This window comes from Rhodococcus sp. PBTS 1, from assembly GCF_001620025.1.
In the GTDB taxonomy this organism is placed as follows: Bacteria; Actinomycetota; Actinomycetes; order Mycobacteriales; family Mycobacteriaceae; genus Rhodococcoides; species Rhodococcoides kroppenstedtii.
Genome location: NZ_CP015219.1, coordinates 4,116,668 through 4,133,550 on the forward strand (window position 1 = coordinate 4,116,668; position 16,883 = coordinate 4,133,550).

The following is a 16,883-nucleotide window of genomic DNA, read 5'->3' on the forward strand; positions in this document are numbered from 1 at the left end:
CCACACGATCACGGCGGATTTCGCGGATCCGCGAGTTCGCGGTCGATCGTGTGGCAGAACTCGCGCTTACCGTGTCGGCCTGGTCGGAAGCGTCCAGTGCGCGACGACGGCGTCGAGCGAGGCGGCGCGCTCGGCATGGTACAGCGCGTAGGGGTCGTGGATCGGGCGGTCGACGGCCCCCTCGAGCCACGCGAGATCGACTGCAGCACCGTCGGACTCGTCGTCACGACGGCTGCTGCCGGTGAGGTTGGAGCGGAAGATGCCGGCGGCGGACGCGGGCAGGAAGTCCTCGTAGACGACGGGCGTGGCGACGGCCCATCCCCCGTCGAGCAGATCGGCCACGGTGGACGGTGGTGGTCCGTCCGGGCGCTTCTCGGTGGGCGCGAGGGTGAAGTAGGCGAGGTCGGCGTCGAGCATCCCGCGCTCCGTGGCGGGAGCGGCAGCCCGCCAGTTCGCCGCTGCGTCACCGGGTTCGACGAGCAGGCGGTCGTAAAGTTCCCGTCCGCGCGGCGTCGCGGCCAGTCCTCGTGCCTCCACCTCGCCGAAGCGCACCCGCAGCGTGTCGTCGGTGATGCGGCCGTCCGGCTCGCGGAAGCGTCGTGGTTCGGCCAGGGCGCGGAAGGACGTCTGGCGGAGCAGCAGGTCCGGCCCGCCCCAGCGCGGGGGACCCTGCACGGTGTCGATCATCTCGATGCCGCGGGCCTGCATCCGCGTGTAGAGCTCGTCGATGTCGAGCACGCGCGGCGTCAGATGGTTGATGTGGGTGCTGGTGACACCGCCGATGTCGGCGGCCACCGAGGAGACGCGGGAGAGTTCGGCGTACCAGTTCCGATCGACCGGCTCGGGGGACAGGGCGAACGCGGCGGTGGCGGCGGACAGGAATGCCTCGGCGTCGTCGGCCTCCAGCCCGCCTTCCTGCGTCGCGCGGTCCGCCAGCGCGAGCAGCGACGGCGGGAACAGCGTTCTGCGGGAGAGGAACTCGCTCAGACGGGCGGCGAGATCGGGGGTGAAGAACCGGCGGTCGTCGACGACGAGCATCGAGGTGAACACCCGGAACGGATTGCGTGCCAGCTCGTCTCGATCCACCGGCCGGAACGCGGTGGAGACCACCGGCACCGCCGCGGCCGTCTCGCGCAGATCGTAGAACCCCACGGGATACATGCCGAGGGCGCCGAAGACGGTGGCCACGGCGGCGAGCTCGGCCGGAGTGCCCACCCGGATCGCCCCGTGGCGCTCGGCCGTGACCCGCTCGATCGACCCGAGCCGCTGCGCCTCCGGGCCGCGGGCGGCCAGAACGTCGGCGTTGACCTCGCGGGCGACGTCGACCAGCGTGGTGTACGCGGGCACCTCCCGCCCGTACAGCGCGGAGAGCCGGGCGGCGAACGCGGTGCGCAGCGCGCTCGCGTCGTACCGGTCGCGGTGCGGCGATCGAACGGTCATGGCCGGCAGCCTGTCACGTCGCCAGCAGTGCCGCCGCGTGATCCATCAGGTCCAGCAGCGGTTGCGGAACGACGCCGAGAAGGACGGTGACGATGGCGGCCGCGCCCACGACCACGATGACGCCCGGCCCGGCGTCGACGGTGGGCGGGGACTCCTCCGCCGGGGTGAAGAAGAGCACCACGATCACCCGCACGTAGAACGACGCGGCGACGGCGCTGGACAGGACACCGACCACCACGAGTGCGGCACCGCCCTCCGACAGCGCGGCCTCGAACACCGCGAACTTGCTGGTGAAACCGCTCGTGAGCGGGATGCCGGCGAAGGCCAGCAGAAACAGGGCGAACGCTCCGGCCAGCAGTGGCGACCGGCTGCCGAGGCCCGCCCAGCGGGAGAGGGTGGTGGCCGGGCCGCCGTCGTCGCGCACGGCGCACACCACCGCGAACGCGCCGAGCGTGCTGACGGAGTACGCCGCCAGGTAGAACAGCGTCGCGGCGATGCCCGCGTTCCCTGCGACGACGCCGGTCAGCAGGAACCCTGCGTGTGCGACGGACGAGTACGCCAGCATGCGCACCACGTCGGTCTGGGTGACGGCGACGACGGCGCCCACCACCATCGTCGCGATCGCCACCGCCCACAGCATCGGCCGGATCTGATCCTCGAGGGCGGGCGCGGCGACGACGAGGACGCGGACGAGGGCGCCGAACGCCGCCACCTTGGTGGCCGCCGCCATGAACGCGGTGACGGGAATCGGCGCGCCCTGGTACACGTCGGGAACCCACGAATGGAACGGCACCGCACCGACTTTGAACAGCAGCCCGACGGCCACGAGCCCGACGCCCATGACCCCGAGCAGTGGGTCGGTGGCGGATCCGGTCGCACTCGCCTCGGCGATGCCCGCGAGATCGACCGTCCCCGCGTACCCGTAGAGCAGGGCCACCCCGAAGAGGAAGAACGCCGACGAGAACGCCCCGAGCAGGAAGTACTTGAGCGACGCCTCCTGGGAGAGCAGCCGTCGTCGCCGCGCCAGTCCGCAGAGCAGGTAGAGAGGCAGCGAGAGCACCTCGAGGGCCACGAACATCGTCAGCAGATCGGCGGAGGCGGGCAGCACCATCATGCCGCCGGCGGCGAAGAGGGTGAGCGGATAGACCTCGGTACGGGTGAGCCGGGCGGTCACCGCGCGCGCCTCGGCGAGGCTGCCGGGGACGACGGACGCCTGCGGTGTGAACGCGTCCACCCGCTCGGCTTCCGGGTGGTCGAGGGTTCGGTGCGCGACCAGCGCGACGGCGCCGGCGGTGACGACCAGGATGATGCCCTGCAGCGCCAGCGTGACGCCGTCCACGGCGAGCGCTCCCGCGACGACGAGGTCTTCGGCTCCGGCCAGCGCGACGACGGCCGCGAGCGCCGCGGCGAGCGCACCGAGGGAGAGGACGAGTTGGGTCCGGCGCCGCGCCTCGGCCGGGACGAAGGCCTCGACGAGCACTGCGATCACCGCAGCGGCGAGCACGATGATCATGGGGGACAGGAGGGCGTACTCGACGGACGGAGTCGGAACGGTCACGGTGCTGCCACTCCTTGCTCCGCCGGCTGGACCGAGGTCCGGTCCACGGCGGGGGTGATGACGTCGAGCATCGGCTTCGGGTAGACGCCGAGTCCCACCACGAGCACGAGAAGCGGTGCGACGACGACGAGTTCACGCGGGACCAGATCGCGGATGCGGCGGTCGGCCTCGGTGGTCGGTCCCGTCATCACCCGTTGGTAGAGCCAGAGGATGTACACCGCGGACAGGACCAGCGCGACGGCGGCGACCACCGCCGCGACCTCGTACCGGGCGTACGTGCCCACCAGGACCAGGAATTCGCTGACGAACGGGGCGAGTCCCGGCAGGGACAGGGTGGCCAGGCCGGCGATCAGGAACGTGCCGGCCAGCACGGGCGCGGTGCGGCCGACCCCGCCGTAGTCGGCGATCTCGGCGGTGCCCCGACGAGCGACCAGGAAGCCGGCCACGAGGAACAGTGCGGCCGTGGCGATGCCGTGGTTGAGCATGTACAGCGTCGACCCGGCCTGGGCCTGCGCGGTGAGGGCGAAGATGCCGAGCACGATGAACCCGAAGTGCGAGATCGACGTGTAGGCGATGAGGCGCATCATGTCCGTCGAGCCGATCGCGAGGATCGCCCCGTAGACGATGCCGATCACCGCGAGCCCGACGATCCACGGTGCGAACGTGGCCGACGCGTCGGGGAAGAGCTGCAGGCAGTACCGCAGCATGCCGAACGTCCCCACCTTGTCGACGATCGCCATCATGAGAACCGCAGTGGCCGGCGTGGATTCGACGGCGGCGCCCGGCAGCCAGGTGTGCAACGGCCAGAGCGGCGCCTTGACGGCGAAGGCGACCAGGAAGCCGAGGAAGATCGCGTTGATCACGGCGGGGCTCGCGCCGAGGTCGCCGGTGGCGGCCGCGTCGGCGATCGCCCGCACGTCGAACGTCCCGGCCGAGAACGGTGATGCCTCGGCGGCGGTGACGGCGTACAGGCCGATGACGGCCGCGAGCATCACCAGACCCCCGGCGAGGTTGTAGAGCAGGAACTTCACCGCCGCTGCGCGTGCAGCACCGACGCGCGGACCGAAGCCGCCGATGAGGAAGTACATCGGCACCAGCATGGCTTCGAAGAACACGTAGAACAGCAGGATGTCGAGGGAGAGCAGGGAGACCAGCACCATCGACTCGACCACGAGGATCAGCGCCACGTAGGTGTGCGGGCGGCGTGACGCCGCGCCGCGGCCTTCGACGTCTCGCCACCCGGCGAGCAGCAGCAGCGGCACCAGAACCGTGGTCAGCAGCACCAGGGTGAGCGCGACACCGTCGACACCGAGGACGTACCCGGCGCCGAATCGCGGTATCCAGGTGGCGGATTCGACGAACTGGTAACCCATGGCGCCGGGGACGAAGCGCACGGCGACGACCACGGACAGGGCGAACGCGGCGAGGGAGGCCAGCAGCGCGACCACCCTGGCCGCGGAGGCGGACCCGCGCGGGGCGATCAGGGCGGCCACGGCGCCGAGCAGGGGCAGGACCCAGAGAGCGGTCAGCATGTCAGGACCCCGATCCGAGTGCGAGCGTGACGGCGAGGACCAGGACGGCGCCGCCGAACATCGACAGGGCGTAGGTGCGGACGAACCCGTTCTGCAGCAGTCGAAGTCGGTCCGAGGCGGAGCGCACTGTGGTCGCCACCGCACCAACCGCCCCGTCCACGCCGACCTCGTCGAGACGGACGATTCCGGCCGTGAGGCGCTGACCGGGGCGCATGGCGATCGCCTCGTTGAGGTCGTCGCCGTAGAGATCCCGTCGTGCCGCGCGGGTGAGGCGGCCTCCGGCCGGGGCCACCAGCGGCACCTCGCGTCGGGCGTACTGCCGGACGGCAAGACCGACGCCGACCGCCACGGTGGCGAGCACGACGGCCGTCACCACCCACACGGGAACGAGATGCGCGGGCTCGTGCTCGCCGACCACCGGGGCCAGCCAGCCCGAGAGCCGATCTCCTACGGCCAGAACGGCTCCCGCGCCGACCGATCCGATCGCGAGGATCACCATCGGCGCGGTCATCGACACCGGCGCCTCGTGCGGATGTACCTCGGCGGCGTCCCAGCGGGGGCGGCCACCGAAGGTGAGGATCATGACCCGCGTCATGTAGAACGCCGTGATGCCGGCGCCGAGGATGGTGGCGCCGCCGAGCAGGACGCCGCGCACCCCGCCCTCGTCCAACGCCGCCTCGATGATGCCGTCCTTCGACCAGAACCCGGCGAACGGGGGCACGCCGATGATGGCGAGGTAGGCCAGACCGAACGTGACCGCGGTGACGGGAAGTACGCGTGCGAGCCCGCCGTACCGTCGCATGTCGGTCTCGTCAGTCATCGCGTGCATCACCGAACCGGCGCCGAGGAACAGTCCTGCTTTGAAGAAGCCGTGCGTCAGCAGGTGCATGATCGCGACGGCGTACCCGGCGGGGCCGAGGCCGGCGGCGAGGACCATGTAGCCGATCTGGCTCATCGTCGACGCCGCGAGCGCCTTCTTGATGTCGTCCTTCGCGCAGCCGATGATCGCGCCGACCAGCAGCGTCACCGCGCCGACGGCCACCACGGCCGTCTGCGCCGCGGGCGCGGCCTCGAAGATCGCGCCGGACCGGACGATCAGGTAAACCCCGGCCGTCACCATCGTGGCCGCGTGGATCAGGGCGGACACCGGGGTGGGGCCCTCCATCGCGTCACCGAGCCAGGACTGCAGTGGAACCTGGGCCGACTTGCCGCACGCGGCGAGGAGCAGCAGCAACCCGAGCGCCGTCGTGGTGCCCTGGCCGAGCTCGGTGCCGGCGGCGGCGAACACCGCGTCGTAGGAGACCGACCCGACCTCGGCCACCATGATCATGAGGGCGACGGCCAGGCCGATGTCGCCGACCCGGTTGACGACGAAGGCCTTCCGCGCCGCCGTGGCCGCCGACGGCTTGTGGGACCAGAACCCGATGAGCAGGTACGACGCGAGCCCGACGCCTTCCCACCCGAGGTAGAGGCCGAGGAAGTTGTCGGCCATGACCAGGACGAGCATGGCCGCGACGAACAGGTTGAGGTAGGCGAAGAAGCGGCGTCGGTGCGGGTCGTCGCGCATGTAGGCCGTGGAGTAGACGTGGACGAGACCGCCGACCCCGGTGATGAGCAGGACGAAGCAGATCGACAGTGGGTCGAGGGCCAGGCCGAAGTCGACCGACAGCTCCGGTGCGGGGACCCAGGAGAACAGGACGGCGCCGACGCGGCGCTCGTCGACCGGTCGGTCCAGCATCGAGACGAACGCGGCCACCGCGACGCCGAAGGAGGCGAACACCAGCGCGGTGGCGAGGACGTGTCCCCACCGGTCCGTCCGACGACCGCCGAGCAGCAGCGCCGCGGCGCCGAGCAGCGGCAGGCCGGGGAGCAGAGCGAGCGTGGTGCCCACGTCAGAACTTCAGCAGACTGTCGTCGTCGACCGAGACGGATCGACGGGATCGGAAGATGGCCATGATGATCGCCAGACCCACCACCACCTCGGCGGCCGCGACCACCATGGTGAAGAAGGCGAAGACCTGACCGTCGACCTCGCTCCGGGTGCGGGCCACCGTGACGAAGGCCAGGTTGGCCGCGTTGAGCATGAGCTCCACGCACATGAACACCACGATGGCGTTGCGCCGCAACAACACTCCGGACGCCCCGATGGTGAAGAGCACTGCGGCGAGGTACAGGTAGTGGTCGGGGTTCACGGCAACCTCCCGTCGGTCTTCTCCGCCGGCGTGTCGGGGGACGTGCGGAACTGGCGTCCCACCGACATGGGAGCCGGAGCGCCGTCGGGCAGCCGCGCGGGCCGATCCACCCCGTTGTGCCGGGCGTAGACGCCGGGGCTCGGCAGGGGCGTCACGCGGTCGCCGCGTCGGAATCGCTCCTGCGACAACTGCTTCTGTGTCTTCGCAGAGCCCACCTGGTCCCGGTGCGTCAGCACCATCGCGCCGATGGTGGCGGTGATCAGCAGGGCGCCGGTCAGCTGGAACGCCCAGACGTAGCGGACGAAGATCAGCTCGGCCAGGGCTTCCACCGTGCCGGCGCCCGCCACGGCGTCCCCGGTGAACCCGGTGAACCCGGTCAACGACGCGTTGCCCAGGCCGCCGATCAGCAAGATCCCGAACCCGAGCCCGATCACCACCGCCGCGGCGCGGTGCCCGCGCAGATTCTCGGTCAACGTGTCCGAGGTGTCGACGCCCACGAGCATGAGCACGAAGAGGAACAGCATCATCACCGCGCCGGTGTAGACGACGATCTGCACCACGCCGAGGAAGACTGCGCCCTGAACGATGTAGAACACCGCGAGCATCACCATGGTCGAGGCCAGGAACAGCGCCGAGTACACCGCCTTCGCGGACGCGACCACTCCGAGCGCGGCGATCACGGTGAGGGGAGCCAGAATCCAGAAGACCACCGCCTCGCCGGTCACCGCACGGTCCCGCGGTAGTAGTCGTCGTCGGTGGCACCGTCGGCCATCGGGTGCGGCGGTGCCTCCATGCCGTCGGCGAGCGGGGCGAGGAGCTTGTCCTTGCCGTAGATCAGGTCCTCGCGGTTGTCGTCCGCCATCTCGTAGTCGTTGGTCATCGTCAACGCGCGGGTGGGGCAGGCCTCGATGCAGAGGCCGCAGCCGATGCACCGGAGGTAGTTGATCTGGTACACCCGCCCGTACCGCTCACCGGGTGAGAAGCGTTGCGCCTCGGTGTTGTCCGCGCCCTCGACGTGGATTGCATCGGCCGGACACGCCCAGGCACAGAGCTCGCACCCGATGCACTTCTCGAGTCCGTCCGCGTAGCGGTTCAGCTGGTGCCGCCCGTGATAGCGCGTGGCGGTGGGGCGCTTCTCCTCCGGGTAGGACTCGGTGTGCGCCTTCTTGAACATCGTCGAGAAGGTCACGCCGAATCCGGCGAGCGGGCCGGGTCCGTCAGGGGGCATCTGCTCGCTCCTCGGGTCGGGATGCGGTGGGTCGGGACGTGGTGGTTCGAGACGCCGTGGTTCGAGACGCCGTGGTTCGAGACGCCGGCTCACGGGCGATCCGTGAGGGCAGGGGCGGCACCGGGAAACCCCCGTCGGCGAGGTGCGTGTCCTCGACGGCGCCGGGCTCGGCCACCGTCCGGGGCAGCCGCGCCCGGCGCAGCCGCGTGCGAAGCACCAGAGCTAGGGCGAGCGTGAAGACGAGCGACACCACGACGGTCGCCGGCCGCACGTGCGGCGAGTCCACGAGCAGGACCCGCACCGCGGCGACCACCATCACCCAGAGCAGGGCGGCCGGGATGAGGACCTTCCAGCCGAAGGCCATGAACTGGTCGTAACGCAGGCGCGGAAGGGTGCTGCGCAGCCAGATGAAGACGAACAGGAACATCCAGACCTTGATCGTGAACCACAGCACCGGCCACCAGCCCTGGTTCGCCCCCTCCCACCAGCTGACGGGGAACGGCGCGCGCCACCCGCCGAGGAAGAGGGTGGTGGCCAGGGCGGAGACGGTGACCATGTTGACGTACTCGGCGAGCATGAACATCGCGAAGCGCAAGGAGGAGTACTCGGTGTGGAAGCCGCCCACCAGTTCGCCCTCCGCCTCCGGCAGGTCGAACGGGGCGCGGTTGGTCTCGCCGACCATCGACACCACGTAGATGAGGAACGACGGCAGCAGCATCACCACGAACCACAGGCGCTCCTGAGCGGAGACGATGCCGGACGTGGACATGGTGCCGGCCAGCAGGAACACCGCCGCGAAGCTCAGACCCATCGCGACCTCGTAGGAGATCACCTGCGCGGTCGAGCGCAGGGCCCCGAGCAGCGGGTAGGTCGACCCCGACGACCACCCGGCGAGCACGATGCCGTAGACCCCGATCGACGTCACCGCGAGCACGTAGAGCACCGCAACCGGCATGTCGGTCAACTGCAGCGGCGTGACATGGCCGAACACCGACACCGTCGGACCGAAGGGGATGACGGCGAACGCCATGAAGGCCGGGACCACCGAGATCACCGGCGCCAGCAGGTAGATCGGGCGATCGACGCCGGCGGGCACCAGGCCTTCCTTCAGCGCCAGTTTGATGCCGTCGGCCAGGGACTGCAGCAGCCCGAACGGCCCGGTGCGGTTGGGCCCCAACCGCATCTGCATCCACGCCATGACCTTGCGCTCGGCGAGGATACACAGCAGCGGGGTCAGCACGAGGAACACGAAGACCGCCAGCGCCTTCGCGACGATCAGCCAGATCGGGTCCGTTCCGAACAGCGCCAGGTCGGGAGCCTCGGGGGTCATCGGGCGCCTCCCGCCACCCGAACCGTCGCACCCGGGCCGACGCCGAGATGGTCCTGCAGCGCCGCCCCGGGGGCGTGCAGCGGCGCCCACACCACGCGGTCCGGCAGGTCCGCGATCTCGAGGGGGAAGGTCACCGCACCGTGATCGGTGGACAGCGTCACCGGATCGCCGTCGGCGACGCCGACCTCGGCGGCCGTGGCCTCCGACAGCCGCACGACCGGGGTGCGCGCCGTCCCGGCGAGGGCGTCCTCCCCGTCCTGCAGGCTGCCGCCGTCGAGCAGCATCCGCCACCCGTCGAGCACGGCGGTGCCGGCAGCGGCGGTCGGACGCGGGGGCGACACCGGGGCGACCATCGGCCGGTCCGTCGGATCCGACCCCAGCCGATCGAGTTCGGCGAGCGTCGTCACCGGATCGCTCGTCCCCAGCGCGTGGCCCATCGCGTCCGCCAGCGCGTCGAGCACGCGGCCGTCGGGGAGCAGCGACGCCGTGGGCAGCGCCGCGGGGAAGGTGCGCCGTCGTCCCTCCCAGTCGACGTAGGTGCCCGCTTTCCCCGTCACCGCCGCGACGGGGAAGACGACGTCGGCCCGATCGGTCAGCTCGGAGCGGCGGATGTTCAGCGCCACCACGAAGTTCGCACGATCCACCGCACCGCGGAGGGCGTCGGGATCGGGTGCGTCGACGGCGTCCACCCCGCCCACGACCAGGGCGGCGTACGACACGTCCGCCATCGCGGCGACGTCCCGGCCGGGAGCCGACGGCAGGTCCGCCACTCCCCACGCCTCGGCCACCGCTCGACGCGCGTCGTCGTCGTCGACCCGTCGCCCACCGGGCAGCAGGGTGGGCAGCGCGCCCGCGTCGAGTGCGCCGCGATCACCGGCCCGACGGGGGACCCAGGCCGACGACGCCCCGGTGGCGTCGGCCGTCTCGGCGGCCGCGGTCAGCAGGCCGGGACGGCCGGCGGCGCGCTCGCCGATCAGGATCACCGCATCCGGTGTCGCCAGCAGCGCCCGGACGTCGTCGGGAAGCGACCGCAGGGCGTCGGCCTCGGACCCGGGCACGGCCTGCACGACGTCGGCGGACAGTTTGCGCGCCCCGTCGGACCGGTGCGACGCCACGGCGACGACGCGAGTTCGGCCGGTGCGCACCGCTTTCCGCAGGCGGAGGAAGATCATCGGGCTCTCCTCCTCGGGTTCGAGTGCGAGGAGGAGGACGATCGGCGCGGCGGCGAGGTCGGCGTAGGTGACTCCGAGCCCGCGCCCCGCGACGCGGGCGGCGAGGAAGTCCGATTCCTCCTCCGAGACCGCGCGCATTCGGAAGTCGACGTCGTTGGTATCCAACGCGACCCGCGCGAACTTCGCGTACGCGTAGGCGTCCTCGACGGTGGAGCGTCCGCCCACCAGCACGCCCGCGTTGCCGCGGGCCGCGGTCAGGCCGCGTGCGGCGACGGCCAGGGCCTCGGGCCACGACGCGGGGACGAGCTCACCCTCCGGCCCGCGTATCAGCGGGGTGGTGAGACGGTCGGGCTCGGTGAGGTAGGCGAACGCCCACCGGCCCTTGTCGCAGTTCCACTCCTCGTTGACCTCGGGATCGTCGCCCGCGAGGCGACGCAGGACCACCCCGCGACGGTGGTCCGTGCGCTGCGCGCAGCCTCCGGCGCAGTGCTCGCACGCACTGGGCGTGGACACCAGATCGAACGGCCGCGCCCGGAACCGGTACGCGGTGTTGGTGAGCGCCCCGACTGGGCAGATCTGCACGGTGTTGCCCGAGAAGTAGGATCGGAACGGCTCCGCGCCGTAGATGCCGACCTGTTGCAGCGCACCGCGTTCGAGTAGATCGATGAACGGATCGCCCGCCACCTGCTCTGAGAACCGCGTGCAGCGCGCGCAGAGCACGCACCGCTCGCGGTCGAGCAGGACCTCGGTGGAGAGCGGGATCGGCTTGGGGTACGTCCGCTTGGTCTCGGTGAAGCGGGACTCCGTGCGGCCGGTCGACATCGCCTGGTTCTGCAGGGGGCACTCGCCGCCCTTGTCGCAGACCGGACAGTCCAGCGGGTGGTTGATGAGCAGGAGTTCCATCACGCCGCGCTGTGCCTTCTCGGCGACCTCGGAGCTGTGCTGGGTCCGGACGACCATGCCGTCGCTGACCGTGGTGGTGCAGGAGGCCAACGGCTTTCGCTGTCCTTCGACGTCCACGAGGCACTGTCGGCACGCCCCGACCGGGTCGAGCAGCGGGTGGTCGCAGAACCGCGGCACGGTGATGCCCAGCATCTCGGCGGCGCGGATGACGAGGGTGCCCGCGGGGACACTGATCGGGATCCCGTCGATGGTCAGGTCCACCGTCCGGGTCTCCGGCGCGGCCGTCATGCGAGCGCTCCGGCCATCAGAGTCGAGGCGTGGGGGTCGAACGGGCACCCACCGCCGCGCACGTGCTCGAGGTACTCCTCCCGGAAGAACCTCACCGACGACACGATGGGGCTGGACGCGCCGTCGCCCAACGCGCAGAACGATTTTCCGAGGATGCTGTCGGCCACGTCCAGCAGCTTCTGCAGGTCGTCCTCGGACGCCGTTCCCTCCTCCATCCGGGCGAGGATCTGCACCAGCCAGTAGGTGCCTTCCCGGCACGGAGTGCACTTGCCGCACGATTCGTGCGCGTAGAACTCGCTCCACCGACGGACCGCGCGGACGACGCAGGTGGTCTCGTCGAAGATCTGCAGTGCCTTGGTGCCCAGCATCGACCCGGCCGCGGCGACCCCTTCGTAGTCGAGCGGGACGTCGAGGTGCTCCGCGGTGAAGATCGGCGTCGACGACCCGCCGGGCGTCCAGAACTTCAACTCGTGGCCGGCGCGCACTCCCCCGGCGTAAGTCAGCAACTCGCGCAGGGTGATACCGAGCGGCGCCTCGTACTGGCCGGGCCGTTCGACGTGTCCCGAGAGGGAGTAGAGGGTGAACCCGGGCGACTTCTCGCTGCCCATCGAGCGGAACCAGTCCACGCCGTTCGCCAGGATCGACGGCACGCTCGCGATGGACTCGACGTTGTTGACCACCGTCGGTCCGGCGTACAGGCCGGCGACCGCGGGAAACGGTGGGCGCAACCTCGGCTGGCCGCGTCGACCCTCGAGCGAGTCGAGCAGCGCGGTCTCCTCACCGCAGATGTAGGCGCCCGCGCCCGCATGGACCACGAGCTCGAGATCGAACCCGGATCCGAGGACGTCGGTGCCCAGGTACCCGGCGTCGTACGCCTCCGCCACGGCGGTCTGCAGGCGACGCAGGACCGGCACCACCTCGCCGCGCAGGTACACGAACGCGCGGGCGCACCGGATGGCGTACGCCGCGATGATCATGCCCTCGACCAGTGCGTGCGGCGTCGCCATGAGCAGCGGCATGTCCTTGCAGGTCCCGGGCTCGGACTCGTCGGCGTTCACCACCAGGTAGTGGGGCACCGACTGGTCCGCCGGCGTCGGTCCGTCCTGCGGGATGAAGCTCCACTTGACGCCGGTGGGGAACCCCGCCCCGCCGCGACCCCGTAGTCCGGCGTCCTTCACGAGCCCGATCACCTCGTCGGGCGTCCGTGCGAGAGCCGCGGCCAGCCCGTCGTAGCCGCCGTGGTCGCGGTAGGTCTCGAGCGTCCAGGACCGGGGGTGGTCCCAGTACCGGCTGAGCACCGGAGTGAGCGTCATCGCGGTTCCTTCCCGGGAACGTCGGCGGACGGCGCGGGCGCCGGCTCGTCGGGAGTGGAGTCGGTCGGGACGTCGGGGACCCCGGTCGTCGTCTCCTCGGCCGAGCTCGGATCGGGTGCCGTGGAGCCGGTTTCGCGTGCGGCGCGCAGACCGGCCAGCGTCGCGTCGCCCGCCGTGGCGGCGTCGTTGGCACCCGGCCGGGGGTCCGGGAATCCGGCCAGGATGCGCGAGGTCTCGCGGAACGTGCACAGTGTGGTGCCGCGGGTGGGAGTGACCGGGTGTCCGGACCGCAGGTCGTCGACCAGGGTGCGCGCCGATTCCGGCGTCTGGTTGTCGAAGAACTCCCAGTTGACCATGACCACCGGCGCGTAGTCGCAGGCCGCGTTGCACTCGATGTGTTCGAGGGTGACCGACCCCGGATCGTCGGCCAGATGCTCGGTGAGCGCGGCGTGGATCGCGTCGCCGCCCATCACCGCACACAGGGTGTTGGTGCACACGCCCACCAGGTAGTCGCCCGTGGGCTCGCGTCGGTACATCGAGTAGAACGTGGCGACGGCGGCCACCTCGGCTCCGGTGAGATCGAGGGTGTGCGAGACGAAGTCGACGGCGGCGGGGGTGAGGTAGCCGTCCTCCGCCTGGAGAAGATGCAGGAGCGGGATGATGGCCGAGCGGGGCCGCGGGTAGCGGGCGACGACGGTGGCCGCGTCTCGTTCGAGCCGCTCCCGGACCTCGGCCGGGTACGTCCGACGAGCACCGGGCTGCACCAGCTGGACCCGCTCCTCGGGGGCCGGGCCGAACGGCACCAGCACCGGTTCGCGCGCGCTCATCGGTCCACCCCGCCCATGACGGGATCGATGCTCGCCACCGCGGCGATCACGTCGGAGACCATGCCGCCTTCGCACATGGCCGCGACCGCCTGCAGGTTGGTGAACGACGGATCGCGGAAATGCACTCGGTAGGGCCGGGTTCCGCCGTCGGACAGCAGATGTACCCCAAGCTCGCCCCGCGGTGACTCCACCGCGGAGTACACCTGGCCGGCCGGGACGCGGATGCCCTCCGTCACCAGCTTGAAGTGGTGGATCAGCGATTCCATGGAGCCGGCCATGATGGTGCGGACGTGATCGCGGGACTGACCCAGCCCGTCCGCCTCGGACACCAGGTTCGCCGGCCAGGCCATCTTGCGATCGGCGATCGTCACCGGCCCCGGGTGCAGCGCGTCCAGACACTGCTCGACGATCTTCAGCGACTCCGCCATCTCGTCGACGCGGATGAGATAGCGGGCGTAGCAGTCGGACTCGGTCTCGGTGATCACGTCGAACTCGTAGTTCTCGTAGCCGCAGTAGGGTTCCGCCCGACGCAGGTCGTGCGGCAGACCCGTCGCGCGCAGGCACGGCCCGGTGACCCCCAGCGCCACGCATCCGGTGAGGTCGAGGAAGCCGATCCCGCGGGTGCGGCCCTTCCAGATGGGGTTGTCGTCGAGCATGGCGCTCATGTCGCGGAGCCGAACCGGCAACAGCTGGAGCAGTTCTCGGATCTTCGGGACGGCGTCGCTCGGCAGGTCCATCGCGACACCGCCGGGGCGAATGTACGCGTGGTTCATGCGCAGGCCGGTGATGGTCTCGAAGATGTCGAGGATCAGCTCGCGCTCGCGGAATCCGAAGAGCATGGCCGTGACCGCGCCGAGTTCCATACCGCCCGTGGCGAGGGCGACGAGGTGCGAGGAGATCCTGTTCAGCTCCATCAACAGAACGCGGATCACCGACGCCCGCTCGGGGATGTCGTCGGTGATGCCGAGCAATTTCTCGACCCCGAGGCAGTAGGCCGTCTCGTTGAAGAACGGGGACAGATAGTCCATGCGCGTGACGAAGGTGACCGCCTGCGTCCAGGTGCGGAACTCGAGGTTCTTCTCGATACCGGTGTGCAGGTAGCCGATTCCGCACCGGGCCTCGGTCACCGTCTCGCCCTCGATCTCGAGGATCAGGCGGAGCACGCCGTGCGTGGAGGGGTGCTGCGGGCCCATGTTGACGATGATGCGTTCGTCCCCGGCGGCACTCGCAAGGTCCGCGATCTCGTCCCAGTCCTGCCCGCCCGCGGTGTAGACCCGGGGTTCGACGGGCGCGTCGGTGACCTGCTGGTGCGGTGTCATCAGGAGTAGGACCTCCGCTGGTCGGGGGGTGGAATGGTGGCGCCGTGGAACTGAACGGGGATGCCGCCCAACGGATAGTCCTTGCGCTGGGGATGCCCCTCCCAGTCGTCGGGCATCTCGATGCGGGTCAGCGACGGATGACCGTCGAACAGGATCCCGAAAAAGTCGTACGTCTCGCGCTCGTGCCAGTCGTTGGTCGGGTAGATACCGCACGACGACGGCACGTGCGGATCGGAATCCGGGACCGAGACCTCCACGCGGATCCGCCGTCCGTGGGTGAGGGAGGACAGGTGGTACACCGCGTGCAGCTCGCGACCCGTGTCGGCGGGCACGTGCACTCCGCTGACGCCGAGGCAGAGCTCGAAGCGCAGGGACTCGGTGTCCCGCAGCGCCGACAGCACCGCCGGCAGGTGGTTCCGGGCGACGTGGACGGTGAGTTCGCCGCGGTGGGTCACCACCCGTTCGACGGCGTCGGTCGTGGTGGGCCCCAGCGCGTCCTCGAGGGCGTCCATCACGGTGTCGAACGGCTCGCCGTACGGCCGGGACGCGGTGTCGGACCGGGCTATCGGTGGGGCGAAGCGGCCGTACCCGGACGTGTCGCCGGAACCGCGCACGCCGAACATGCCGCGGGGCATCGTGGGGTCGGTCGGCCCGGTCACCGCGGCACCGCCGGCAGGTCGAGGAACGTCGGGTCCGCGCTGGGCGCCGCGGTCGACACGGCGGCGCCGGGCGCCGCCAAAGCCGCAGCTTCCGCCTCCCGCACGGCACGCTCGCGGTCGACGCCCAGGGGCATGCGGGCGATCGACGCGTGCAGGGTGAGAATCGCGTTGATGAGCATCTCCGGACGCGGCGGGCAGCCGGGGAGATAGATGTCCACGGGCACCACGTGGTCGACACCCTGCACCACGGCGTAGTTGTTGAACATCCCGCCGGAGGACGCGCAGACCCCCATGGCCAGAACCCATTTCGGCTCCGCCATCTGGTCGTACACCTGCCGCAGCACCGGCGCCATCTTCTGACTGACGCGTCCGGCCACGATCATGAGGTCCGCCTGCCGCGGCGACGCGCGGAACGCCTCCATGCCGAACCGCGCGAGGTCGAACCGGCCCGAGGTGGTCGACATCATCTCGATGGCGCAGCAGGCGAGTCCGAAGGTCGCGGGCCACAGCGAGCCCTTGCGAGCGAAGCCCGCCAGCCCCTCGACGGTGGTCAGCAGAAAGCCGCTCGGCAGCTTCTCCTCGACGCCCATGCGCACCTCACCTCTCGCGGGTCGTCGGGACCCGCGTCCGGTCGATCACTCCCAGCTGAGCCCTCCGCGTCGCCACTCGTACGCGTAGGCGACGGAGACGTTGACGATGAACAGCCCCATGGCGAGCAGCCCGAACACGCCGAGCGCCTCGTAGTGCACCGCCCAGGGGTAGAGAAAGACGATCTCGATGTCGAAGATGATGAAAAGCATTGCGGTCAGGTAGAACTTGACCGGAAAGCGGCCGCCACCGGGGCGCTGCGGGGTGGGCGCGACGCCGCATTCGTACGCCTCGAGCTTCGCTCGGTTGTAGCGCCTCGGGCCCACCGCGGACGCCACGAATACCGAGAACACCGCGAACGCAACGGCTATCGCACCGAGAACCAGAATCGGAACGTATGCGTCGGCGTTCACCGCTCACTCCTGCCCGTGTCGAAGGTGGTGACCTCTTCTCACGTGATCCGAGTCACACACTAGGACGTTCCCGTCGCGGGCGGTCCGGTTTCGACACTCGGGTTCGCGGCGGTGTCGGATC

15 protein-coding genes are annotated in these 16,883 nt (G+C 70.5%); all 15 read right to left on the bottom strand.

Annotated features, from left to right (window positions below):
• Positions 1–66 precede the first annotated feature (66 nt).
• Genes hglS through A3Q40_RS18975 form a run of 15 tightly spaced genes read right to left on the bottom strand, consistent with a single transcriptional unit; the run spans position 67 to position 16,762 of the window.
• A complete protein-coding gene (gene hglS, locus A3Q40_RS18905; RefSeq protein WP_068104553.1) occupies positions 67–1,440 on the bottom strand; it encodes a 2-oxoadipate dioxygenase/decarboxylase in 1,374 nt (457 codons plus the stop codon).
• Between the two features lie 13 nt (positions 1,441–1,453).
• Complete coding sequence (gene nuoN / locus A3Q40_RS18910) at positions 1,454–2,953, bottom strand: NADH-quinone oxidoreductase subunit NuoN (protein ID WP_235606616.1); 1,500 nt, start codon at positions 2,951–2,953, stop codon at positions 1,454–1,456.
• A gap of 41 nt (positions 2,954–2,994) precedes the next feature.
• Positions 2,995–4,530 carry an NADH-quinone oxidoreductase subunit M gene (locus tag A3Q40_RS18915; RefSeq protein WP_068104557.1) on the bottom strand — a complete coding sequence of 512 codons (1,536 nt, stop codon included), beginning with the start codon at positions 4,528–4,530 and terminating at the stop codon, positions 2,995–2,997.
• 1 nt (position 4,531) lies between these two features.
• Positions 4,532–6,421: an NADH-quinone oxidoreductase subunit L gene (gene nuoL, locus A3Q40_RS18920; RefSeq protein WP_068104559.1), complete on the bottom strand. Its 1,890-nt coding sequence runs from the start codon at positions 6,419–6,421 to the stop codon at positions 4,532–4,534.
• A gap of 1 nt (position 6,422) precedes the next feature.
• Positions 6,423–6,722, bottom strand: a complete 300-nt coding sequence (gene nuoK / locus A3Q40_RS18925; protein ID WP_068104561.1) for an NADH-quinone oxidoreductase subunit NuoK — start codon at positions 6,720–6,722, stop codon at positions 6,423–6,425.
• Complete coding sequence (locus tag A3Q40_RS18930; RefSeq protein ID WP_068104563.1) at positions 6,719–7,447, bottom strand: NADH-quinone oxidoreductase subunit J; 729 nt, start codon at positions 7,445–7,447, stop codon at positions 6,719–6,721. Before A3Q40_RS18930 ends, nuoK begins: the two co-directional genes overlap by 4 nt.
• Positions 7,444–7,950, bottom strand: coding sequence for an NADH-quinone oxidoreductase subunit NuoI (gene nuoI / locus A3Q40_RS18935; RefSeq protein ID WP_068104565.1), 507 nt, complete (start codon positions 7,948–7,950; stop codon positions 7,444–7,446). The genes A3Q40_RS18930 and nuoI overlap by 4 nt, the downstream gene beginning before the upstream one ends.
• A complete protein-coding gene (nuoH, locus tag A3Q40_RS18940) occupies positions 7,940–9,280 on the bottom strand; it encodes an NADH-quinone oxidoreductase subunit NuoH (protein WP_068104567.1) in 1,341 nt (446 codons plus the stop codon). The genes nuoI and nuoH overlap by 11 nt, the downstream gene beginning before the upstream one ends.
• Positions 9,277–11,643, bottom strand: a complete 2,367-nt coding sequence (locus A3Q40_RS18945; RefSeq protein ID WP_068104569.1) for an NADH-quinone oxidoreductase subunit G — start codon at positions 11,641–11,643, stop codon at positions 9,277–9,279. The genes nuoH and A3Q40_RS18945 overlap by 4 nt, the downstream gene beginning before the upstream one ends.
• Positions 11,640–12,956, bottom strand: a complete 1,317-nt coding sequence (gene nuoF / locus A3Q40_RS18950; protein ID WP_068104570.1) for an NADH-quinone oxidoreductase subunit NuoF — start codon at positions 12,954–12,956, stop codon at positions 11,640–11,642. Before nuoF ends, A3Q40_RS18945 begins: the two co-directional genes overlap by 4 nt.
• Positions 12,953–13,783, bottom strand: a complete 831-nt coding sequence (gene nuoE / locus A3Q40_RS18955; RefSeq protein WP_069972993.1) for an NADH-quinone oxidoreductase subunit NuoE — start codon at positions 13,781–13,783, stop codon at positions 12,953–12,955. Before nuoE ends, nuoF begins: the two co-directional genes overlap by 4 nt.
• Positions 13,780–15,102, bottom strand: a complete 1,323-nt coding sequence (gene nuoD / locus A3Q40_RS18960; RefSeq protein WP_068104572.1) for an NADH dehydrogenase (quinone) subunit D — start codon at positions 15,100–15,102, stop codon at positions 13,780–13,782. The genes nuoE and nuoD overlap by 4 nt, the downstream gene beginning before the upstream one ends.
• Positions 15,102–15,737 (bottom strand): NADH-quinone oxidoreductase subunit C, encoded by a 636-nt coding sequence (locus A3Q40_RS18965; RefSeq protein ID WP_068106696.1) that lies wholly within the window; start codon positions 15,735–15,737, stop codon positions 15,102–15,104. Before A3Q40_RS18965 ends, nuoD begins: the two co-directional genes overlap by 1 nt.
• Positions 15,738–15,757: 20 nt before the next feature.
• Complete coding sequence (locus A3Q40_RS18970) at positions 15,758–16,351, bottom strand: NuoB/complex I 20 kDa subunit family protein (protein ID WP_082834209.1); 594 nt, start codon at positions 16,349–16,351, stop codon at positions 15,758–15,760.
• Between the two features lie 45 nt (positions 16,352–16,396).
• Complete coding sequence (locus A3Q40_RS18975; RefSeq protein ID WP_068104574.1) at positions 16,397–16,762, bottom strand: NADH-quinone oxidoreductase subunit A; 366 nt, start codon at positions 16,760–16,762, stop codon at positions 16,397–16,399.
• Positions 16,763–16,883 lie beyond the last annotated feature (121 nt).